This is a genomic window from Marinobacterium sp. xm-g-48, from assembly GCF_013282925.1.
GTDB lineage: Bacteria > Pseudomonadota > Gammaproteobacteria > Pseudomonadales > Balneatricaceae > Marinobacterium_E.
Map to the genome: position 1 here is coordinate 93,734 of NZ_WBYQ01000002.1, position 22,225 is coordinate 115,958.

At 47.1% G+C, this 22,225-nt stretch carries 20 protein-coding genes; 11 read left to right on the top strand and 9 right to left on the bottom strand.

Going from position 1 to position 22,225, the window contains the following annotated elements; all coding sequences use genetic code 11:
- Positions 1 to 9: 9 nt before the first annotated feature.
- Positions 10 to 927: a sulfate adenylyltransferase subunit CysD gene (gene cysD / locus XMG48_RS04405; protein ID WP_173480855.1), complete on the bottom strand. Its 918-nt coding sequence runs from the start codon at positions 925 to 927 to the stop codon at positions 10 to 12.
- A gap of 230 nt (positions 928 to 1,157) precedes the next feature.
- Here cysD and XMG48_RS04410 point away from each other — a divergent pair, with 230 nt between their 5' ends.
- From XMG48_RS04410 to XMG48_RS04445, 8 genes are all read left to right on the top strand, one after another.
- On the top strand, positions 1,158 to 1,943 hold the full coding sequence (locus tag XMG48_RS04410) for a sulfite exporter TauE/SafE family protein (protein ID WP_173480856.1): 786 nt from the start codon (positions 1,158 to 1,160) through the stop codon (positions 1,941 to 1,943).
- 32 nt (positions 1,944 to 1,975) lie between these two features.
- Complete coding sequence (locus XMG48_RS04415) at positions 1,976 to 3,631, top strand: nitrite/sulfite reductase (protein WP_173480857.1); 1,656 nt, start codon at positions 1,976 to 1,978, stop codon at positions 3,629 to 3,631.
- Positions 3,618 to 4,097 carry a DUF934 domain-containing protein gene (locus XMG48_RS04420; protein ID WP_173480858.1) on the top strand — a complete coding sequence of 160 codons (480 nt, stop codon included), beginning with the start codon at positions 3,618 to 3,620 and terminating at the stop codon, positions 4,095 to 4,097. The genes XMG48_RS04415 and XMG48_RS04420 overlap by 14 nt, the downstream gene beginning before the upstream one ends.
- Positions 4,094 to 4,717: a phosphoadenosine phosphosulfate reductase family protein gene (locus XMG48_RS04425; RefSeq protein WP_173480859.1), complete on the top strand. Its 624-nt coding sequence runs from the start codon at positions 4,094 to 4,096 to the stop codon at positions 4,715 to 4,717. The genes XMG48_RS04420 and XMG48_RS04425 overlap by 4 nt, the downstream gene beginning before the upstream one ends.
- Before the next feature lie 10 nt (positions 4,718 to 4,727).
- Positions 4,728 to 6,161, top strand: coding sequence for a siroheme synthase CysG (gene cysG / locus XMG48_RS04430; RefSeq protein WP_173480860.1), 1,434 nt, complete (start codon positions 4,728 to 4,730; stop codon positions 6,159 to 6,161).
- A 241-nt stretch (positions 6,162 to 6,402) separates the two neighbouring features.
- The gene (locus tag XMG48_RS04435) at positions 6,403 to 7,773 is read left to right on the top strand and encodes a hypothetical protein (RefSeq protein WP_173480861.1); all 1,371 of its coding nucleotides are present in this window, start codon (positions 6,403 to 6,405) and stop codon (positions 7,771 to 7,773) included.
- A 72-nt stretch (positions 7,774 to 7,845) separates the two neighbouring features.
- Positions 7,846 to 9,303 carry a hybrid sensor histidine kinase/response regulator gene (locus tag XMG48_RS04440; protein ID WP_173480862.1) on the top strand — a complete coding sequence of 486 codons (1,458 nt, stop codon included), beginning with the start codon at positions 7,846 to 7,848 and terminating at the stop codon, positions 9,301 to 9,303.
- 38 nt (positions 9,304 to 9,341) lie between these two features.
- Positions 9,342 to 9,605: a GIY-YIG nuclease family protein gene (locus XMG48_RS04445; RefSeq protein ID WP_173481161.1), complete on the top strand. Its 264-nt coding sequence runs from the start codon at positions 9,342 to 9,344 to the stop codon at positions 9,603 to 9,605.
- Between the two features lie 218 nt (positions 9,606 to 9,823).
- Here XMG48_RS04445 and nhaD read toward each other — a convergent pair whose 3' ends face one another.
- The 4 genes from nhaD to XMG48_RS04465 all read right to left on the bottom strand — a co-directional run bounded on the left by nhaD (position 9,824) and on the right by XMG48_RS04465 (position 14,661).
- Positions 9,824 to 11,068 carry a sodium:proton antiporter NhaD gene (gene nhaD / locus XMG48_RS04450; protein ID WP_173480863.1) on the bottom strand — a complete coding sequence of 415 codons (1,245 nt, stop codon included), beginning with the start codon at positions 11,066 to 11,068 and terminating at the stop codon, positions 9,824 to 9,826.
- 181 nt (positions 11,069 to 11,249) lie between these two features.
- On the bottom strand, positions 11,250 to 13,007 hold the full coding sequence (locus XMG48_RS04455; protein WP_173480864.1) for a DEAD/DEAH box helicase: 1,758 nt from the start codon (positions 13,005 to 13,007) through the stop codon (positions 11,250 to 11,252).
- A gap of 162 nt (positions 13,008 to 13,169) precedes the next feature.
- Positions 13,170 to 13,790 carry a glutathione S-transferase family protein gene (locus XMG48_RS04460; protein WP_173480865.1) on the bottom strand — a complete coding sequence of 207 codons (621 nt, stop codon included), beginning with the start codon at positions 13,788 to 13,790 and terminating at the stop codon, positions 13,170 to 13,172.
- Between the two features lie 4 nt (positions 13,791 to 13,794).
- Positions 13,795 to 14,661 carry a hypothetical protein gene (locus XMG48_RS04465; RefSeq protein ID WP_173480866.1) on the bottom strand — a complete coding sequence of 289 codons (867 nt, stop codon included), beginning with the start codon at positions 14,659 to 14,661 and terminating at the stop codon, positions 13,795 to 13,797.
- Between the two features lie 112 nt (positions 14,662 to 14,773).
- Between XMG48_RS04465 and smrA the strand changes: the two genes are divergently transcribed.
- Together smrA and XMG48_RS04475 are read left to right on the top strand one after the other, a co-directional pair.
- Entirely contained in the window at positions 14,774 to 15,355 is a 582-nt protein-coding gene (gene smrA, locus XMG48_RS04470; RefSeq protein ID WP_173480867.1) for a DNA endonuclease SmrA, read from the top strand.
- Entirely contained in the window at positions 15,355 to 17,283 is a 1,929-nt protein-coding gene (locus XMG48_RS04475) for a GNAT family N-acetyltransferase (protein ID WP_173480868.1), read from the top strand. The genes smrA and XMG48_RS04475 overlap by 1 nt, the downstream gene beginning before the upstream one ends.
- Here XMG48_RS04475 and XMG48_RS04480 read toward each other — a convergent pair.
- Together XMG48_RS04480 and XMG48_RS04485 are read right to left on the bottom strand one after the other, a co-directional pair.
- Positions 17,251 to 18,054, bottom strand: coding sequence for an MOSC domain-containing protein (locus tag XMG48_RS04480; protein ID WP_173480869.1), 804 nt, complete (start codon positions 18,052 to 18,054; stop codon positions 17,251 to 17,253). The two genes, XMG48_RS04475 and XMG48_RS04480, sit on opposite strands and share 33 nt — an antisense overlap.
- A 6-nt stretch (positions 18,055 to 18,060) precedes the next feature.
- On the bottom strand, positions 18,061 to 18,522 hold the full coding sequence (locus XMG48_RS04485; RefSeq protein WP_173480870.1) for a DnaJ domain-containing protein: 462 nt from the start codon (positions 18,520 to 18,522) through the stop codon (positions 18,061 to 18,063).
- Positions 18,523 to 18,627: 105 nt separating this feature from the next.
- Here XMG48_RS04485 and XMG48_RS04490 point away from each other — a divergent pair, with 105 nt between their 5' ends.
- On the top strand, positions 18,628 to 18,939 hold the full coding sequence (locus tag XMG48_RS04490; RefSeq protein ID WP_173480871.1) for a DUF6482 family protein: 312 nt from the start codon (positions 18,628 to 18,630) through the stop codon (positions 18,937 to 18,939).
- 43 nt (positions 18,940 to 18,982) lie between these two features.
- Here the strand turns inward: XMG48_RS04490 and XMG48_RS04495 are convergent, their stop codons facing one another.
- A complete protein-coding gene (locus XMG48_RS04495; RefSeq protein ID WP_173480872.1) occupies positions 18,983 to 20,377 on the bottom strand; it encodes an NAD(P)(+) transhydrogenase (Re/Si-specific) subunit beta in 1,395 nt (464 codons plus the stop codon).
- Positions 20,378 to 20,388: 11 nt separating this feature from the next.
- Positions 20,389 to 21,954, bottom strand: a complete 1,566-nt coding sequence (locus tag XMG48_RS04500) for a Re/Si-specific NAD(P)(+) transhydrogenase subunit alpha (RefSeq protein WP_173480873.1) — start codon at positions 21,952 to 21,954, stop codon at positions 20,389 to 20,391.
- Positions 21,955 to 22,225 lie beyond the last annotated feature (271 nt).

The following is a 22,225-nucleotide window of genomic DNA, read 5'->3' on the forward strand; positions in this document are numbered from 1 at the left end:
ATATCTATCCTAGAAATATCCTTCGATTTTCTTCTGTTCCATGGACCCTGCACCGTCATGGTCTATAGCGCGGCCCTGCCTTTCAGAGGTGGTAGCCAATAGCATCTCTTGAATGATCTCAGGCAGTGTTGTGGCTGTAGATTCAACGGCGCCCGTTAATGGATAGCAGCCTAGGGTTCTAAAACGGACCGATTTTTGTTCAGGTACTTCACCGTCATTAAGTGGTAAACGCTCATCATCGACCATGATGGTCATGCCATCTCTCTGAACCACTGGACGCGGCTTAGAAAAGTAAAGTGGTACTAAAGAAATATTCTCTAAGTATATGTATTGCCAGATATCTAGCTCTGTCCAGTTCGATAAAGGAAAGACACGAATGCTCTCGCCTTTATTGATCTCAGTGTTGTAGATATTCCACAGCTCTGGCCTCTGGTTTTTTGGATCCCAACGGTGGTTTTGGTCCCTAAATGAGAAGACGCGTTCCTTGGCGCGAGACGCCTCTTCATCACGACGAGCACCCCCAAATGCGGCATCAAACTGATACTTATTTAGAGCCTGCTTAAGGCCTTGAGTCTTCATGATGTCAGTATGTTTTGCGGACCCATGGACAAAGGGGTTGATGTTCATATCGACGCCCTCCTGATTGATATGAACCAACAGCTCCATACCCGCATCTTTTGCCATCTGATCTCTAAACTCGATCATCTCTCGGAATTTCCAAGTGGTATCGACATGAAGCAGTGGAAAAGGAGGATTGCCAGGGTAAAAAGCCTTACGGGCTAAGTGCAGCATGACTGATGAATCTTTACCGATAGAGTAGAGCATAACAGGGTTATTAAACTCAGCAGCCACTTCACGAATGATGTGAATGCTCTCTGCTTCAAGCTGTTTGAGATGGGTCAAACGATCCGAGCTAATAAGATTCATAGCGCCTCCTTAATTTCGAAAACGCATTATGCATACCAATTTATATAACCCAAAAGAATATATAAAAATTAAGATAGCAGTTTTGGTTATATAAAATTTATCATCTATAAATATTAGCTATATAACTGATTCGGATAATATTACGACTAAATATTATTTTGAGTTATATAGAAAGGTATATATATTCCATTTCGTAATTTATATTCTTATCTTTATAACGGAGCAACCACATGGAATTTGGATACTCTTTTGCTGGCCTTTTGGTTGGTTTCGTTATTGGTTTAACCGGTATAGGTGGTGGCGCGTTGATGACGCCTATATTAATTGTCGGTTTTGGTGTGCCTTTAATAGTGGCTGTGAGTACGGATCTTCTATACGCCGCATTTACTAAAGCGGGTGGCATCATTAATTACGCAAAGAGACAGTTGGTCGAGTGGCGTGTAGCGGCACTGCTGTTGTTGGGGAGTTTGCCAAGCTCATTTTTGACGCTGATTCTTCTCAGTCAGGTTGATTCGGTGGCAACTCTCGAATCAACCATCAACTTAACGCTTGGGATCTCTCTGTTACTCACCTCTATTGCAGTCTTCTTTCGTGAGGCAATTCGTCGTTTTTCAGACAAGCAGTCCGATACGACTTTTGCGCAAACACTTGTAAAGTTGCGTCCCTATCTAACGGTGCTATGTGGTCTCTTTTTGGGTGGGTTGGTCACACTTTCATCAGTAGGGGCAGGTGCGCTAGGAACCGCCATGCTGATCTTGCTCTATCCGCGTTTTTCAATGGGTACGATCGTTGGAACGGACTTAGTCCATGCCGTCGTGCTCACGGCTTTCTCAGGGTTTGGTCACATGCAGATGGGTACAGTGGATTTGGAGCTTTTGGCCTACCTATTAGTGGGCTCACTGCCCGGGGTTTGGTTAGGCAGTCGATTAGGGGCGAATCTATCTCCTAAATTGATGCAGCCGATTATCGGCAGTCTGTTAATGGCGATAGGTATCCGTTTCGTTTTAGCGGTTTAAAAGAATATTTCAGTAAAGGGTTAGGGTAGACGATGTATATCTATAACGACGTTGATCAAAAGATCGTTGATGAGCGTGTTGAACAGTATCGCGATCAAACCAAGCGGTACCTAGAAGGGAACTTGAGTGATGACGAGTTTCTAGCACTCCGTCTGATGAATGGTCTCTATATCCAGAGACAGGCACCTATGCTTAGGGTAGCTATTCCCTATGGAACGATGACCTCGACTCAGTTAAGAGCTTTGGCTGCGATCTCTAGAAAATATGACAGAGGCTATGGTCACTTTACGACGCGTACCAATATTCAATTTAACTGGCCAAAACTTGAAGAGGTGCCTGATATTTTGGCGGATCTCGCAAAGGTTCAGCTGCATGCGATCCAGACTTCAGGCAACTGTATTCGAAATACGACCACTGATCACTTTGCTGGCGTTTCCGCAACTGAAATTTCTGATCCTAGACCCTGGTGTGAGCTGATTCGACAGTGGTCGACTCTGCATCCTGAATTTGCCTATCTTCCACGAAAATTCAAGATCGCCATTACCTCAGGGCCAGAAGACCGTGCAGCCACTCAAGTTCATGATGTTGGGTTGCACCTCATTAAGAACGCTCAAGGCGAGCTAGGCTTCGAGGTATTAGTTGGCGGTGGTTTAGGGCGCACACCGAAAATAGGTAAGGTGATTCGTCAGTTCTTACCCGCTAATGAGGTGATCTCGTACTTGGAGGCAATCCTAAGGGTTTATAACTTAAAGGGGCGTCGTGATAACAAGTACAAAGCTCGAATTAAGATATTAGTTGATGCGCTGGGTGCTGATGCGTTTCGTGATCTTGTCGAAGAGGAGTGGCAGCATCTCAAAGGGAGTGATTTGCAAATTACTCAAGAGGAGATTGAACGGGTCAGTGACTTCTTCACGCCACATGACTACAACGCTCAAGCGGCTGCTGACACGACATTGGATCACTATCTAGAGACCCATTCAGAGTTTAAACACTGGTATCAGAGAAATACGCATCAGCACAAAGTGCCTGGCTATCGTGCAGTGACCGTCTCCCTTAAGCCGCAGTTAGGGGCGCCGGGTGATATCACAGCTTTGCAGATGGATCTGGTAGCAGAGTTGGCGGATCGTTTCTCCTTTGGACAGATTCGCTCAACGCATCATCAAAATCTTCTATTGGCCGATGTTGATCAGAGAAACTTGTACTCCGTTTGGGTAGCGCTCAGTGATGCAAATTTAGCTCGTGCCAATATCGGCACGCTAACCGATATGATTGTCTGTCCTGGGTTTGATTTCTGTTCTTTGGCCAATGCAAAAACCCTGAACATTGCTCAGCAGATTAATGATGCGTTTGATGATGTTGATTATCTGCATGATCTTGGAGATATACGCCTCAATATGTCGGGATGTATTAATGCCTGTGCCCATCACCATGTGGGCCATATCGGTATCCTAGGCGTCGATAAGAAGGGCGAGGATTGGTATCAAATTACACTGGGTGGATCGAGCGAAGCCGATGCATCACTGGGTAAAGTGCTGGGACGCGCTGTCGCTGCTGATGAGGTGGCCGATACGTTAAAACGTCTTCTAGAAACCTATGTGGAACTACGAAAGGGTGATGAGCTGTTTATCGATTGCGTGCGCCGACTAGGCGTTGAGCCATTTAAGGAGAGAATCTATGCCGTTGCTTAAGTATAAAACCTTAGTCAGTGATGACCCTTGGGTTTTTCAGGAAGAGTTATCAGACGTTACAGAGTCATCCATCGTTGTACCATTTACTCAGCTTATTGAACACGTGACGATTGCACAACCTCAGGAACGATTGGGCGTCAGACTCAGCAGTGAGGAGTCACTGGATGATCTGATTCCACGTTTAAATCAGGTATCGCTGGTTGAAATCTATTTTGAAGCGCTACGCGACGGTAGAGGCTTCAGTTTTGCTCGCCTGTTACGTCGTGAAGGTTTCCAGGGTGAGATACGTGCCAGCGGTGAGGTGAGCCGTGATCGACTGGATTATCTCTATCGGTGTGGCTTTGACTCAGTGCTGTTGCAGGCTCCGATCGATGCTGAACAAGCCCAAACAGCCTATCAAGAAATTTCCGTGCACTATCAGGCTGATGCGCGAAACGACCAACCCATCTATAGGCAGACATTATGAGCTTAGATATTAAAAAGGCTAATCAACAACTCGCCGGTGCAACCCCTCAAGCGATTGTCGAGTGGGCACTAGAGCAGGGTGATAACCCGATTATTACGACCAATTTTCGTCCCTATGAGTCGGTCATTCTGCATCTAGTGACCTCCATTAAACCGGATATTAAAGTGCTTTGGGTTGACTCAGGTTACAACACCTCGGCGACCTACCGCTTCGCCGAAAAGCTAATCCAAGACCTAAATCTGAATGTGATTACCTATGTGCCAGCACAAACAGCAGCGCATCGTAATGTGGTCATGGGTGGCATCCCTGACGTGGATAGCCCACTGCATGAAACCTTTACACAGCAGGTCAAAATCGAGCCATTTCAGCGGGCTCTTACTGATCTGAAGCCGGACGTCTGGTTTAACGCCATTCGAAAAGATCAGACTGAGTTTAGACAGTCACTGGACGTCTTAAGCCAATCAAAAGATGGTGTGCTGAAGGTGGCGCCACTGTTTGAGCTGACAGAGGCTCAACTTGAGTCCTATCTGCTAGAACACAATTTGCCGAATGAGCATGACTATTTTGATCCAACTAAAGCGCTAGAGACCCGTGAGTGCGGGCTTCATACGCAACTGTAGAGCCACTCTTATGGAATATTTACCGCTCTTTTTTGATCTTAAAAACCGACCTGTTCTACTGGTAGGTGGCGGCGACGTGGCTTTGCGTAAAGCACGGCTATTAACACGTGCTGGCGCGCTCATTCATCTTATAGCACCAGAGGTGTGTGAAGAGGTGAAAATGCTGGTTGAGCAGAAGGGTGGTCAGGTTGAGCTAGGTAAGTATCGTAAATCTCTACTGCAAGGCAGAGTCTTGGTCGTCGCCGCGACCGATTATCAGTCGCTCAATGAGTCGATCTCTTTTGACGCGCGTTCTGCTAATGTTCCGGTCAACGTTGTAGACAGTCCTGCACTCTGTACGTTTATCTTTCCGGCTATTGTCGATCGATCCCCAATCGTTGTCGGTATCTCTTCGGCGGGTAAAGCACCGGTCTTAGCGAGAAATCTTCGAGCACGACTGGAGACTCTCATCCCTCAAGGCTATGCCGACTTAGGTGCATTGGTGGGACGGTTTAGACAGCAGGTGAAACAGAAATTTTCCACCGTTGATGGTCGTCGCCTATTTTGGGAGAAGATACTGTCAGGCCCTGTCGCCGAAAAGGTATTTGCAGAACAGCAAGATGAGGCTGAGCAGTTACTTAGGTCAGCGATTGAAGCGGCCGAAGATAAAGCACCAATGGGTGAAGTCTATCTGGTCGGCGCAGGGCCAGGGGATCCTGAACTACTGACCTTTAAAGCACTGCGTTTGATGCAGCAGGCCGATGTGGTGTTGTATGACGCCTTGGTCTCACCGGAGGTGGTGGATCTTTGTCGTCGAGATGCCGATTTAATCTTTGTGGGTAAACGCCGTGATCAACATACCTTGCCACAAGAGGGGATTAACGAGCTGCTAGTCAAACATGCGAAACAGGGTAAGCGAGTGGTCCGCCTAAAAGGGGGGGATCCGTTCATCTTCGGCCGTGGCGGTGAAGAGCTTCAAACCTTGTCAGAGCAGGGAGTGCCTTTTCAGGTAGTGCCAGGCATTACAGCGGCCAGTGCCTGCAGTAGTTACTCGGGTATTCCTTTAACTCACCGCGATTTTGCTCAATCCGTTCGATTTGTAACCGGGCAGTTAAAGAGCCGACAAGCAGAATTAGATTTCTCAGATCTATTAGCTACGAATGAGACGCTGGTCTTCTATATGGGATTGCACACTTTGCCAGAAATCTCTGCGGGATTGATGGGTGCGGGTCGTTCAGCCTCTACACCGGTCGCCATTGTCTCTCGTGGTACCTGTAAGGATCAAAGAGTGTTAACCGGTACACTATCGACAATATCCGATCTACAAGAGAGTGCCCAACTTCCCGCGCCATCCATCATCATCGTCGGCGAGGTGGTTAAGCTTCACTCAGAACTGGCCTGGTTTGGTGAGGTTCATCAAGAGGCTAATCATGCTTTAGAGCAGGTACAGCAACTTTCCGCTTAATAGTTTGTAGGTTGGCATGGCTTTTGCTTAACCCACAGTAGATAGGCATCAAAGTTAATGATGCTCGAAACTGTTTAGGTTAGGTGTTGGATTATTCATGCTGAACTATTGTTTTTATTTATGCGTCGCGTTTTGCAAATATTTTGCAAAAGCTAAATCCCAGTTGTTGTTCTCTCTACTGATCTCAATCCCATTAACAGCGACTTCGGCGTCCCATAAGCCAGTGGATCCTAATCGGATAATGATTCTGTTTACTGGCCACGAACAGATCCCTTTTCAGCAAGAGGTTTTTCAGGGATTTATTGATGAGCAGTATCAGCTGCTGTTTGATCAATCTGAGTTATTCAAAAAAGAGGTTTACATCCACCGATTGGATGCTTTCAGAAGTGAGCCGGATTACCTTCGTCACAATATCGATTCCCTTTATAAAAATTACCCTAAACTACCCGCGACGATCATCGCCGAAGGCAATTTTGCCCTGCGAGTCGCTCAGGGTCTCTCCAGTAAGCAACCCAATGCAATTGACGTTGTTAGTGTTAACACCAACATGTCTGCACTTCCCGGTTTTTCGAAAGGGGAGCTGTTTGATCTAGAGAAAACGCTGGATTCAATCCCAAGGCTATTTCCAAACATCAAAGAGTTGGTTGTTCTTGCCCCAGCCTCACGTAGAGTAGAGGTTGAAGATCTATGGGATTTTAACTTTGCTGATCAGTTTGATTTAACCCTACTTGATGAGTCGTTAAGTTTTGATGAGACCCTATCCAGATTAAAACAGCTTCCTGCAGATCGAGTCATTTTATGGGTAGGGCGTGGTGCTGGTTCGGTCTCGGATGATGGATTGCCGGTACAGCTAATTAAACCGATCGTTGATCTTGATGTAGCCCCTTTGATATCGATGCAGAGTTCAAGCCTTAAGGCCGGTGGTTTAGGTGGCTATATGACCCTTTCTAAAGAGCTGGGTCAAAAGATAGCACTATTGGCTTATGGTCAATCTGAAGGTTATGAACCACCTAAAAAGCGCTTCATTCTAGATTACAACGAGCTAGAGCGTTGGCAGGCTGATACGTCCAATCTTAAGGGGCCAGTCACAATCATCAATGAGCCTCTCTCTATATTTACCGAGAGACACGTTCAGACATACATCGGCTTACTCTTATTGATTGTTGCACTGTTGTCAGCTCTGTTTGCCTGGTGGATTTGGCATCAGTTAACCGTTCGAAATCGTCAGCTATCCAAGATAGAGGCTCTAGACAGACAACTCCATTTAGCATTAACCACCTCTAAATTAGCGCTAATAGAGGAGAACGTTAATCATCAGACGGCTCATTGGATAATTGAACCCCCTAATGAGAATGTTGCTCCATTGGTCGGTAAGGCTAGATTAAATGCTACTGAGCCTAGATATCGCAATCAAATTACAGAAGCGCTTACTCAAATAGGATCGGTCGTTGAGTACCCGCTCTTCATAGAGGCGTTGAATAGAACTAAATGGGTTAGAAATTCGACGATTGCGGAGCACACCAATGCAAAGGGTGAACTGATTCGAATTCAGCTGTCACAGGATGTAACGGATATTAAAGAGAAGGAGCTGGCACTTGCAGAGTCGGTCTAACGGACTGAAAAAGTACTGCAGCAGCTTAACGATGTTTCTGAATATGGTGATATAGGACTCTTTCACAGTGACTTGATTAACGGTGTCGTAACGGCGAATGATGTCTTTAGATCCCTTTATGATCTCCCTAAAGATCAGTATCCAACAATTACTCAAGAGGATATCAACACACGTATCGCTGCGGATAGTGGAGAGGATCAGCTTAAAAATCGACTCCACAATTGGCAATCAAATAATTTTCAAAAGATTCAGAGAGAGTTGTTACTCCCCTCTGGTGAGAGGCGTTACCTTGAGTTGAATGCTCGTCCTGAAGTGAAAGAGGGTGTATTGCAGGGGTTTAGCGGCGCAGTCATCAATCGTACAGATGATGTTCTGCTAAGACATCAACTTGAGGTTACGCTTACTGAGCGCAGTCAGGCTGTTAAGCGGTTAGAAGAGACGCTGCAAAAACAGAAACAGATGTTTGCTGTTATTGGTCATGAACTTCGAACACCGGCTGCGGCACTGAATATGATGTTGGAAGCGGACAATGCGGCGATTACAGAGTCACTTGGTGATATTCGCTCTACCAGTCAGCATCTGCTAGCGGTATTGGATGATTTACGATCGGTGGTTGAACCAGAACTGATTCAAGAGAGAGAGCTCTCTAATGCTCGTCCTATAGAGATAGTAGAGCGATCACTGACACCACTTAAAACGATGCTCGATAATCAACAGATTCGATGCTCGGTTAAATCGAATGATATGGCAGGTCATCAATTCAATCTCGATCAGCGGGGTATTCGACAGGTTTTAACCAACTTGGTTAAGAATGCCGTTGTGCACGGGCAAGGAGGTATGGTTCAAGTTCAGGTCGAAGTAATTACTCCTTCATCAGCCGATGAGGGGGCTATGCATCAGCTTCGTATCTCTGTTGAAGATGATGGTCGTGGTATTCCTACCTCTCAGTATGAGTCGATTTTTGAACCCTTTGAAAGAGGCGATACAGATGCGGATGGAACCGGATTAGGGCTCTCAATCTGTCGTGAGATCATTCAAGCGAATGGCGGAACTCTGAATGTAAAAGAGAGTGAGGCGCTAGGAGGTGCTTGCTTCACAATCAATATGCCGGTTGAGCCTAAGCAGTCAGCAACCCCGGATGAGACAGCATCGATGGTTTCACTCGAGGGATTGAGTGTTTTGATGGCAGAAGACAATTTGATGCTCAGAAAGCTTAGTGAAAACTTACTGCAAAAATTGGGGGCTAACCCTGTTCTTGTGGAAAATGGCCAACTGGCTCTAGATCTGTTTAATGAACAGAAATGGGATCTGATCATAACGGATATCTTTATGCCGGAGATGAACGGTTATGAGTTGGTCGAAGCGATTCGTGCGACAGGAAGTGATGTGAAGGTGTTAGGAGTAACCGCCGCAACGGTCGGTAACGAACGAGATCTGTTGTTAAAGGCTGGCGCTGATGTCGTTATGGGTAAACCGATCACCTCTGAATCTTTGCAAAACGCTCTGTTGCAGTTACAGCTAAGGGTGTGATTATATCTAGGCTCTAATCTTTATTGAGTGCGTTTGGCTTGTCTCACTGGTTTGTTTACGTCGTTCGTTGTTCCGATAAAACCCTCTATACAGGGGTAACCACGGATCCCACTAGACGACTCCGTCAACACAATGGTGAACTGGTTGGGGGCGCTAAATACACACGAGCTAGACGACCTGTGGAGCTTATCTGGCATGAGCAACATGCAGATCGTTCAAGTGCCACGCAGCGCGAATACGCAATTAAGCGGATGACTTTACAGCAAAAAACTCAATTAATAGGGTCGTGTCAGTTAGGATGATCTTAGCTAACTGAATGGAATTTTTTTCAGTTGAACTCCAGACCCATGGGTCTAAACTGAATAGTGAAAAGTCTGAAGCTGATATCCAGCAGTTGGCTTGCCTGGCCCGGGTTTGAAGGGTATTACGAGTCGAAATATTGCTTTCGGCCAAGCGGGCGGCAACTCACTGTTTAGAAGTTATGGTTAACAGTAAGAGTGTCGCCCGTTTTCATTCCGCGTTAAACAAAATAGCTACCTAAAAGATAACTGCTCAGGTAACCAACTAAAAATGCAATCGATAGATAGACGACGTAACGTGCATAGCTTCCGAAATTTAGGATATCCACTTTAGACATTGCAACGATGCCGGCTGCTGACCCAATTGCCAGCAGCGAACCCCCAACACCCACAGAATAGGTTAAGGATAACCAGTCGGCTTTTGACATCTCTACTCCAGATTTGAGCAGTGCCGCTGTCAAAGGTACGTTATCGACAAAGGCTGAGAAGACACCCATCGCAAAGTTTGCAACGGTGATGGGTAGGACCTGATAGATGCCTACTAAACTGTCTAGGGTTCCAATCTCTTTGAGCATCCCCACCAATAACAAAATACCCAAAAAGAACATCAATGTATCGAACTCGATGCGTCTAACGTAGTCCAACAGGTTTTCACGAGTGTCCTCTTCGTAGAGAAAACGGCCCAGCAGAAACATGGTGGATAGTCCAAAAAGGAAGGTCAAAACCGGTGGGATGCCCGCAACAATATTGAGAATAATGGTCGAAATAATGGTTGCTAGAAATATAACTGCAATGACTTTACCGACCTTGTCGTCCTTGCGTGGGGTAGGGGTAATAATCACCTGACCTACCAAGGGTTTAGAGAGCATGGCCGCTAACAGCATGGTGCTTACGAAGGCTGGTACTGAAAGTAGCAGTAGGTCAGTAATCTCTACCTTGCCGGCTAGAAATACCATTAATGTGGTCACATCGCCGGTAATCAGCGATACACCACCAGAGTTGACTGCAAATACAACCAGCACAGAGAGTCTAAGGGTTTTTCGTCTCTCTAAACCTAGCGATAGTACCAAGGCAATGGAGACCAGGGTGGCTGTGATGTTGTCACAAAGACTTGAAAAGACAAAGGAGAAGATGCCGACCAGAAAGATGAGTTTGCGTTCACTGATTTGACTGGGTAGTAGCCGATATATAAGCGTCTCAATCAGTCCTTGATGGTTTAAAAAGGCGACAAAGGTCATCGCGGACATTAAAAATAGCCAAAGCCCTGCGATATCTAAAAGGTTTTCATTGAGCATATCCCTGAGTTGCTCAGGCGTAACACCTTGTTCAGGAAACAGGAAGATCAATATCCAAGAGAGCGTGCCTAGAAACAGAGTCGATTTCGCTTTGTTCAGATGAATTACCTCTTCAAACACAATGGCTAACAGTGCAATCAGAGCAAAAGCGATGAGAGTGTAGTGGAGCATAGATAATCCTTATCAGATATTGGCAAAGCTGTGCCTCTAAAGGATCGTCAGTTTACTACTTTAGTTGGATTTGATTATTAATAAATCAACGTATTAGGTGGGTTTTTAAGACTGGTTTTGCATAAGCTTATAGTTGGGTAGAGGAGGATACTCAGCCCCTTAGGCTGAGTATCGGATACCGTTAGGCTTTTTCTGCGCGTGGTTTGCGATTGCCTTTAGGTTTGCTGTTGCGGTCGCGCGGTGGTCCTTTACGACGCGTTGGTTTACCTGACATCTCATCCTGCCATGGGCGAATCGACAACTGTTTGCCGCAGACACGAGCATCGGCAATTTTCTTCAATTGTGCATGCTTAAGATCATTTGGAAGATCAATCGTTGAGAAGTTCTCGCTGATGCTGATACGTCCAATCAGATCACTGCTGATATTCGCTTCGTTTGCGATCGCACCGACGATGTTACCCGGCTTAACGCCTTGTTGGTGGCCAACGCCGATCCAGTAACGGGTCTTACCTTCGTCTGCACCAGAGTCACGACGAGGTTTACGATCACCTCTTTCACCGCGCTCGCCACGATCAGAGCGTTCACGACGTGGGCGCTCTTTAAAGCTGGGCTCCTTCTCATCAAGATAGAAGGGCTTATCTTTATAGATAAGCTGAAGTGCAGCAGCGGCTAGGGCAGAGGCTGTGATACCGCTCTCTGTCACGAGCTCAGTGATCAGGTTATGGAAGTCAGCCGTCTGTGGTTTATCAATCGCATTAACAAGACGCTCTTTTAGGCGCTGTGAACGCAATTGGTTCAGAGCTTTAGCATCGGGAAGTTCCAGTGTTTCAAGTGTTGAACGTGTGTGGCGTTCAATCGACTTAAGCAAACGGCGCTCACGATGAGTCACAAAAAGAACCGCATCACCTTGACGACCTGCACGTCCTGTACGACCAATACGGTGTACGTATGACTCAACATCGTAAGGAATATCGAAGTTAATAACGTGGCTAATACGCTCAACATCAAGACCGCGTGCTACGACATCGGTCGCCACGACAACATCAAGTTTGCCAGACTTTAGACGGCCTACAACGCGTTCACGTTGTGCTTGCTGAATGTCACCGTGCAGTGCAGCTGCATAGAAGCCTGCCTGAATAAGCTGTTCTGATAGCTCTTCAGTTGCTGTCTTAGTTCTAACAAAGATCAGTGCTGCGTCGTGCTCATGCATTTCGAGTAGGCGAGTTAACGCTTGGAACTTAGAGAGGCCACGAACTTCCCAAACGCGCTGGCGAATGGTGCTGGCTGTCTCAGTCTTGCTTTGAATCTTTACGTGCACAGGGTTTTGTAGGTAACGCTCAGTGATCGTTTTAATTTCACGTGGCATCGTCGCAGAGAAGAGTGCGATCTGACGAGTAGGTGGCGTGTGTTCAAGCACCCACTCTACATCGTCAATAAAGCCCATGCGTAACATCTCATCCGCCTCATCCAGTACCAAACACTTTAGTTTGTCTAGGCTAAGAGTGCCGCGACGAACATGGTCCATGACACGGCCTGGTGTACCAATAATGACATGCACACCCTTACGTAGAGAGCGAAGTTGTGTGTCGTAACCCTGTCCACCATAGATTGATAGTGTACGTAGACCAGGGATGTACTTAGAGTACTTTTCGCAGGCTTCAGCTACCTGAATGGCGAGTTCGCGAGTTGGAGCAAGTACCAATACCTGTGGGTGGATCTTGCTAGTATCGACGTTCTGTAGAAGCGGCAGAGCGAAGGCGGCTGTTTTACCAGTACCCGTTTGCGCTTGCCCTAGAATATCACGGCCATCAAGAAGGGCTGGAATAGCGCCGGCTTGGATAGGAGAAGGTGTTTCATAGCCTACGTCAGAGAGTGCGTCGAGAATAGGCGTGCTTAAGCCAAGATCACTAAATGTGATCGGCTGATCAGTATCAGACATCAGATTTCCTGCTTTTAGGGGATCCCGTTACCCGCGGCCCATAAGTCAAAAGCAGGTGGAGGATCGTTGAAAGAGGCGCAAATTATACAGACTTTAGGCTAATAAGCCAGCTGTTTATTTTTTAAACAACCAAAAGGCCCGCCATGAAAGCAAGCCTGAACATTATGTGCTAGGCATCTCTAGCCCTTTAGAGACAAAGTCAAAGGACTTCATTCGCTCAATATAAGCGGCCACATTGGGGTATTGATCAGGTTCTATTTTTTGAAATTCAAAGCGATTTGCCCATGGAAATATTGCGAAGTCAGCAATCGACAGTTGATCACAAACAAAGTCGCGTCCTTCCAATTGTTTATCCAGAACACCCCAAAGACGATGCGCCTCTTTGCAGTAGCGATCAACCGCGTAGGGGATAGGTTCCGGTGCAAATTTATTGAAGTGATGTGCCTGTCCAAGCATAGGTCCAAATCCACCCATCTGCCACATTAGCCACTGCATCACTTGCCAGTAGGCTTTAGGTTCTGTGGGCATAAACTGGCCACTTTTCTCGGCGAGATAGAGCAGGATAGCACCGGTTTCAAATAGGGAGATAGCCTCGCCATTAGGACCATCATGATCAACGATGGCGGGTATCTTATTGTTGGGACTGATGGCTAGAAATTCAGGTTTGAACTGTTCATCGTTAAGAATATCGACTCTATGGAGTTGATATTCGAAACCACAGGCTTCAAGCATGATTCGGATCTTATGGCCGTTTGGTGTGCCCCAGGTGTAGAAATCGATCATCTGATTAGCCTCGTGTGAAGTGTTGGTAAATTTTAATCAGCTCCTCTTCACTATAACTAACAATCACCAACTGTTGACCGGGTTTAATCAGGTCTGGATCCTGACCCAGCATTCCCTGTTGGTAGTTGTAAATGTAGATGTCGTTCACCTTAGAGTAGAGGAACTCGCCTAAGAAAGAGGAGCGTTGATTCTCAAGCACTTCGTCAGCAAGTTCTGGAATCTCTGCGATGAGCGTTTGTCCGTTCTCACCACTGAGCTTGATCCCTTCACGGAAGGTGTTGGTAAGGCCACGCTGCAATATGCCCCAGAGCCCTTGCATGTCGTTGGGGGTTACCGCATGAATGTAGAAGACACTGCCGGCAGCGATGTCGGGATTAGATAGAAGCTCTTTAAGACGAATTTTGTCTCCGGGTGACAGTGTTTTGGTATTGATAACATTGTCTTCAGAGATGAGTTTCATCATCTGATCAGGCTTCACCGATTCATTGCTGACGAGTGGCTGCTTCACAACAAGGGTTGAGGTTTGTACACCCTGGGTTTGAGCCTCATCAGCGGCCTCCATAGCTGTCTGAATGGTCTCTACTTGAGCGGCCTCACTCTTCATGTTGGGTAGTTCTAGCAGTTGATCACCGGTAACAAAGTTATTCGCTTGTTTAATATCGAGCGCTTCATCTTTGGTCTCTTCGGTCAGTGTTTTAATGACCTTTTTGGCCGCTTTTTCTGTCTCTGCAAGGGGCTGTTGTGAGGGGGTGCTTTGTGGTTGCACACTTTCGCCGGTTTGGGAGTCAGTGGATATTTCCGGTTTGTTCAGGAAAAGGTAAGTCGATACTGCAATGATAATCAGAATAAGAGCGATAATGACGCGTTGCATAGTGGTGTGTCCTTAACAGGCGACTGATTCGAATCAGGGTTGTTATTCGTTATTACAGCAACAATAATCACTTTATTGACCGGTTTAAAGTCTTTCTGCCGGTTTTGAGGTAATGAGTGTGTCTGATCAAGAGATTACAAACGATTTCACATCGTTAATGCTAGGTGAAGGAGTTAAACCGATTAAGGCAGAGGCTAAGGTCTCTGCGCGCGAGCACTTAAGACGTGGTGATATGCAGGCTCTTGAACAGCGTCGACGTGAGGCCGAAGGGGTTGATGAGCGCTTTCGATTTACTGACAATCAACTGTTGAACCCCTTGGACCCTGTCGAGTGGAAACGCGATGGCGTTCAAGAGGGGGTCTATCGCAATCTCCGTTTGGGTAAATACACTGTCGATGCGCGCCTTGATTTGATTAACAGAACGCTCTCTGAGGCCTGTGAAGAGGTGCCTAATTTTGTAAAGGAGTGTTACCGATTGGGTCTACGCACAGTCATGATTACCCATGGACGTGGCAAGCATCTGCAGGCACCTCAGAACAAGATGAAAAGTGCACTGACACTCTGGCTGCCAAACATTGATGAGGTGTTAGCCTTTCATAGCTGTCAGCCCCAGCATGGGGGGCTTGCAGCGATCTATCTGTTGTTACGTAAGAATGAAGAGCAGCGCCTCGCCAATCTAGAGCGTCATCGATAGTGGCCATCAACGATCGAAAACTGGTTTGGCTTCAGTGTGAGTCAGAAGTAGAGGCAGGTCAGGCGATCAATCAGCTTAAGGATCAACTCCCTCTCAACTCTATGAAAGGGTTGTTAGTCGGTCAGTCGCAAGAGGGTTTTAGTTCGATTAGAGCCGATCGATTAGCGACAGAGCTTGGTCAATCCATTGACTACCTTATCTTCAATGCTTTTGACGGCTTCACACCTAATGCTCTGGCCCAAGGGGCGGGCCTTGTTCGGGCTCCTGGTGTACTGATTTTGATCACTCCTAAAGCGTCTGTTTGGCCCAATTATGCTGATCCGTTTTTACAAGCCTTGGGGCAGTCTGAAAGTTATTATTCAAACTACATACAATTATTAATCAATAGTTTAAATCATAGTAGTAATATTATTTGTGATATTGACGCCGTCGAGCTCAATAGTACAACTAGCACTCAATTATCTGAATCAATAGCCCTAACTGCTGACCAACAGGCTGTGGTGGATAACCTGCTTGATGACTGGTCTCTATCGACCTCTACCAGAGTTATTACAGCAGACAGAGGTCGCGGCAAATCCTCAGCTTTGGGCCATGCGTTAAAACAGTCTGATTGGGAGTCCAATCAGGTCATTGTGACGGCACCGGATAAGCGCGCCGTTTACTCTCTCTATCAGCAGAGCGATGAGTTTCAGCCGCGCTTCCTCCATCCTGCTGAAGCCTTACAGGAGCTGCGTACCAACCCCGATATTCGACTGTTGGTGATTGATGAAGCCGCCGCGATTGCAACGCCTCTGCTTGATCAACTGGTTGAAATTGCCAATCATCTAGCAGTCTCGACAACGGTTAATGGCTATGAAGGATTTGGGCGTGGTTTCTCTCTTCGTTTTCTACAACGTTTGGGTCTACAGCGAGAGGGTGTTAACTACTCCCAGCTGGCTGAACCGGTTCGATGGTCTCAAGGGGATCAGCTTGAAGAGACGATCAATGAACTGCTGTTTCTGACTGAAGGCGAGCCGTCTAAGGCGTTCTCAGGCTTTGATGACTGCGTGTATGGTTTAGAACTCGATGGCCTTGTTAGCCATCCTGATCGATTACAGGCGATCTATCAGCTTCTACACCTAGCTCACTACCGAACCTCACCCAACGACCTACGAGTTCTACTCGACTCCCCAGGGCAATCTATTTTCGCGACAGTGCAGGGCGGAGTGTTGGTTGGTGTTGCGTGGATTTCAGAAGAGGGTGAGCTGTCTGCTGAGCTCTCTGAGGCGATCGCTCAGGGTGTTCGACGGCCAAATGGCAATCTACTTCCGCAAACACTCATATTCTCTGAGGGTATGGTCACACTAGGTACCAAGCGCTTCTGGCGAATTGCACGTATTGCGGTCGTGCCAGATTTCAGAAGATCAGGGATTGCCGCAGCTATGCTCCGTTCTATTGAAGCGAAAGCGATTGCGTCTCAGATCGACTTCATGGGGGCTAGCTTTGCTGGATACCAAGAGGTGTGGCAGTTTTGGAACGCTTCTGGCTACAGAGCGATTCGTATGGGCGATCGTATCGATCCGGTGGCGGGTGAGCCCGCATTGCTGGTTATGAAAGCGTTAAACGCCAACGCCACAGACGATATTCAGTTTCTATGCGAGCAGGCAGTTTCTCGTTATCAATTTGAGATTGAGAGAGAGTTGAGGTCGGCAATGCCAGTTGGTTTTGAGGCTCTACCTAAAACGCTTGAGCAGAGAGCTTTATCGTCTCATCAGATTGAGTCTTTAAAGCGCTTTGCTCAGGGCAGTGCGCCACTCACACTAGTAAGACCTTGGATTGAGTTGTTAGATAAGGGGGTTGCGCATAACGAGGTTGGTCACCTTGAACTTAAACCGAACAAGCATCAACTCAAGGCTTTACGACATAGGGTGTCCCAGTTCATCGACTAGGGTCACTTTATCCCCAAGAGAGACCTTTCCAGGCTTTACCAAGCTAATATTTTGGCCAAAGTTGATCTCCCCATTCGGTCCAGAGTGAATTGCCTGCAGTGTGCGGAGCGGTTCCTGATGGCTATCTTTCAATCCAGTGATGGGATCGCGTGTGACTAAAACACAGCGTTCGCATGGCTTGCGACGTTCAAATATGGCCTCTCCGATTTGAAACCGACTCCAGCTATCTTCAATCCAGGGTATTGAACTGTCGATGACAAGGTTAGGTCTAAATCGAGCCATTTCAAACAGCCCGCCTGATGCATGGTTAAGTGCATCCAGTGAGGCGGTATTGGTCAGTAGAATAGGGTAACCATCACTGAGTATTGGGCCCCACTCATAGCGCTTTTCTGCAAGTTCTGTTGCCTGACTGTCGTTAAACACTAGGCAGACTTTGCGTTCGAACAGGGAATCCAGCGTCTTATTATTGAGCCTGATTCGTTGTACTGAGGTAATCCGACTCCAAACAGTGACGCTGAGTCTCTCCGATGAGCTGAAATCACCCTTCGCAATCATCTTGTTTTTGTAGAGGATAGAGAGAGTCTGACCGTCTGACTCGATGTTCAGATCCAGCAGAATCGGATCTTTTCTAGCTGTTATAAACCGCCCATCCTCTTCCGCTAGCATGAAACGACGGTCGCCAACGATCCCTTTAGTTTCTATGTTCGCTTGCTCTAAATGCACGGCCTGACCCGACTTGATCGGGTAGCGGATGATGTCGACGAGTTTCATCTCTGGTTAGTCCTTTAGAAGCGTCTCTTTGGCCGAGTTAATGCGAGAGGCAAGCCAATCACTGCCACCGCGATCAGGGTGGGCTTTTTGCATCAATCGCTTATGCGCAGCAAGGATCTCCTCTTTTGATGCTCCCTCTTTAAGACCCAATATTTCATAGGCCTCCTGTTTGCTTGGGTTTCCGGAGGGTTTAGGGCTGTTCTTTTGTTGCTGGCGTCGAGCCCTTAGAAAAGGGAGTAGGCGCAGCAACCAGGGAAACGCACTTTTAACAAAGGGAAGTAGGCCGGCAATCAGAGCGCCTAGCCAGTGCATCCTGCCGGTAATGGCTAAAAAGAGCATCACCAGCGCTAGGGTGATGAGTCCGGCTTGAAGCCAAGCTCTGCGTCGATGCTCTTTGGGTTTAGATCTCACCCAGCCGAGTATCAGCAGAATCAGTATAACGACAGCAATAAAAGAGATTGGATTCACAAGGTCTTGTCTCTGTACTTATATTGGGTTTGAAGGTTTGGCATGAATGCTTGGTCCGAAAGAGTATAGCTGACGTAACCTGAAAAGTAGATTTAAGGAAGCCATATGAAAGTAACTATCGAGCAGCTCAATCGTGAGCGTCCGGTTATATCTGAATTGAGATTGAAGTCCTTTGAATGTGAACACTATCTGGTTCAATTAACGACTGAGACTGGGCAATCAACCCTAGTTGACGACACTGGGCGCCCTCAGGTGTTTCGATCTCAGCTAGCGGCCAAGATTCCGTTCAAAGGATTAAGGGTTGAAAGGGCGGTGCTAGAGCATCAATCCTATTATGACGAAATGATTGGGTTGCAGGGCGACAAGGTTGAACCTCTGCTGGTTGATATCAGCCTTCCTGATAATGATTACTCATAAAAAAAACGGCACCCGAGGGTGCCGTTTTAGTATCAACTCTGGATTAGCTAATCGCTTTAAGGATTTGATCCAAACGCTCTTTAGCATCACCGAATAGCATGCGTGTGTTCTCTTTGTAGAAGAGTGGGTTATCGACACCCGCATAACCAGTACCCATAGAACGTTTCATGACAATGGTCTGTTTACCGTTCCAAGGCTCAAGTACAGGCATACCTGCGATAGGGCTGTCTGGTACTTCCTGTGCTGCAGGGTTGACGATGTCGTTGGCACCGATAACGATAGATACGTCAACGTTAGGGAAGTCTTCGTTGATCTCTTCCATCTCGTAAACGATGTCATAAGGTACTTTCGCTTCAGCAAGCAGTACGTTCATGTGACCAGGCATACGACCCGCTACAGGGTGAATACCAAAGCGAACGTTGATGCCTTTGTCGCGAAGTTTCTTAGTGATCTCGAATACGGTGTGTTGAGCCTGAGCAACCGCCATACCGTAACCTGGTAGGATCATGACCTCTTTAGCGTTAAGAAGCATGTCTGCCGCTTCATCCGATTCAACCGAGCGAATGTCTTCAGCATTACCCGCAGGGCCTGCTGGACCACCGCTTGAAGCTTTCTGACCAATACCACCAAAGATTACGTTTAGGAACTTGCGGTTCATCGCCTTACACATGATGTAAGAGAGGATAGCACCACTTGAACCGACTAGAGCACCGACGACGATGAGTAGATCGTTACCTAGCATGAAGCCCATCGCTGCAGCAGCCCAACCTGAGTAGCTGTTCAGCATTGAGACTACAACAGGCATATCAGCACCACCGATCGCTGCCACCATGTGCACACCAAATACCAGTGCGATGATGGTCATAACCGTCAATTCAAAGACACCGCCAGTTGCCGCTGTATCCATGTACTGAATCATGAAGTATAAAGCGATCACACCGAGTGCAATGTTGAATAGGTGACGACCTGGTAGTTGAAGAGGGCGTCCGCCAATCTTGCCGCTTAGTTTCAAGTAAGCCATGACGGAACCAGAGAAGGTCATCGCACCGATCAGAATGCCAAGGTAGGTTTCAACGGCGTGAATCGACTGAGCAACACCGGTGAGTGGTGCATGCTCTAGAGCATTCGCCCAACCCACAAATACGGCTGCTAGGCCCACAAGGCTGTGAAGAATCGCCACTAGCTCAGGCATAGAGGTCATTTCTACACGTTGCGCCAGAATGTAGCCAATGATACCACCGACAACAATACCACCGACCAGAAGTCCGTAGTTGTTAGAGACTAGGCCAACGATGGTAACACCGACAGCAATCGCCATACCCAGCATGCCATAGAAGTTACCGCGACGTGCAGACTCCTGATGCGCAAGACCGCCTAGTGCCATGATAAACAGGGCGCTGGCTGCAATGTAGGAAGCTGTAATAATTCCTGAAGTCATCGATTATCTCCTTACTTCCTAAACATGCGAAGCATGCGTTGTGTTACGGCGAAACCGCCCACAATGTTGATGCTGGTAATGAACACAGCCAATCCGGCAAGCGCCATCACCACTGGATTGTCACTTGAGATCTGAATTAAAGCGCCAATCACAATAATGGAACTGATTGCGTTGGTGACAGACATCAATGGTGTGTGCAGTGAGTGCGATACGCCCCAGATAACCATGTATCCGATAAAACATGACAATACGAATACGGTTAGGTGGCCAATGAACTCAGGTGGAGCAACAGAACCCAATCCAAATAGAGCGCCACCGGCGATCAGTAGAGGGATCAGGAACGCAAGTGGGTGAGCCGGTTTTTCAACCTCTGGCTCAAGCTCTTGCTTCGCTTTAAGGCCGACGTCCTCTTTAGGTGCAAGCGAGATACGAGGCGCTGGTGGTGGCCAAGTGATGTTGCCCTCTTTGACAACCGTCGCACCACGAATCACTTCGTCTTCCATGTTGATGTCGATTTCGCCGTTTTTCTCTGGGCAAAGTTCAGTCAACAGGTTCAACATGTTAGTTGCATAGAGCTGAGAGGATTGCGCTGCAAGACGGCTCGGTAGGTTGGTGTAGCCGATGATAGTGACATCGTGCTTCTTAACCACTTCGTTAGCGACGGTAAGTTTACAGTTACCACCCGCTTCCGCTGCAAGGTCAACAATGACAGAGCCTGGCTTCATGTTAGCGACCATACGCTCAGTGATCAGCTCAGGTGCCTCTTTGCCAGGGATCAGTGCGGTAGTGATAATGATATCCACTTCTGCAGCCTGAGCCGCGAATAGATCCATCTCTGCTTTGATGAACTCAGGGCTCATGGTCTTAGCGTAACCGCCAGAACCGCTGCCATCTTCGTCATCTTCGAAATCGAGCATCAGGAATTCAGCATCCATCGACTCAACTTGCTCTTTAACCTCAGGGCGAGTATCAAATGCACGAACAATGGCACCCATGCCTTTCGCAGCACCGATAGCGGCAAGACCAGCAACACCGGCACCGATAACCAGTACTTTAGCTGGGTTGATTCGACCTGCTGCGGTGATCTGACCAGTGAAGAAGCGACCAAAATGCTGCGCTGCTTCAACAACGGCACGGTAACCCGCGATGTTAGCCATTGAAGATAGGGCGTCCATCTTCTGTGCACGTGAAATACGTGGAACAGAGTCCATAGCCAGTGCATTGATACCATGATCAGCCATCTCTTTGAGCATCTCAGGGTTCATCGCTGGGTATAGGAAGCTGATGATGGTTTGATCCTTCTTCATCAACTCAACGCCATTGAAACCAAGTTCAGGGTGGGCTTTAGGTGGGCGAACCTTCAGGATAATGTCTGAATTACCCCATAGCTCTTTAGGATCTTTAATGATCTCTACACCAGCTTTCTCATACTCTTCGTCAGCATAGCTAGCATCTGCGCCAGCACCGCTTTCCATCGAGATGTCGAAACCCAGCTTTTGCATTTTAACTGCAACGTCTGGAGTGAGGGCGACGCGTTTTTCGCCTTCTTCGTTCTCGCGGGGTACACCGATTCTCATCGATTTCACCTCTCTTATAGTATCCACCCGAGGATGGCTGTTGATAACCCTGGCTCAGCATAGAATCTAAGCCTATATAATACGGTCAATTCATAACTTAATAGAATTAACCTAAAACTAATCTTTATAATCTACTACGAAAGTTATTAATAACCAAACTGAATTAACTTATACGGATTATTAAAATTTTTCAGGATGCTTAAGATTTAGCTTAATTCTCTTCTTATTGGGATGTGAATTGATCAACAAGAGGTAATAAAAAAGGAGCCGA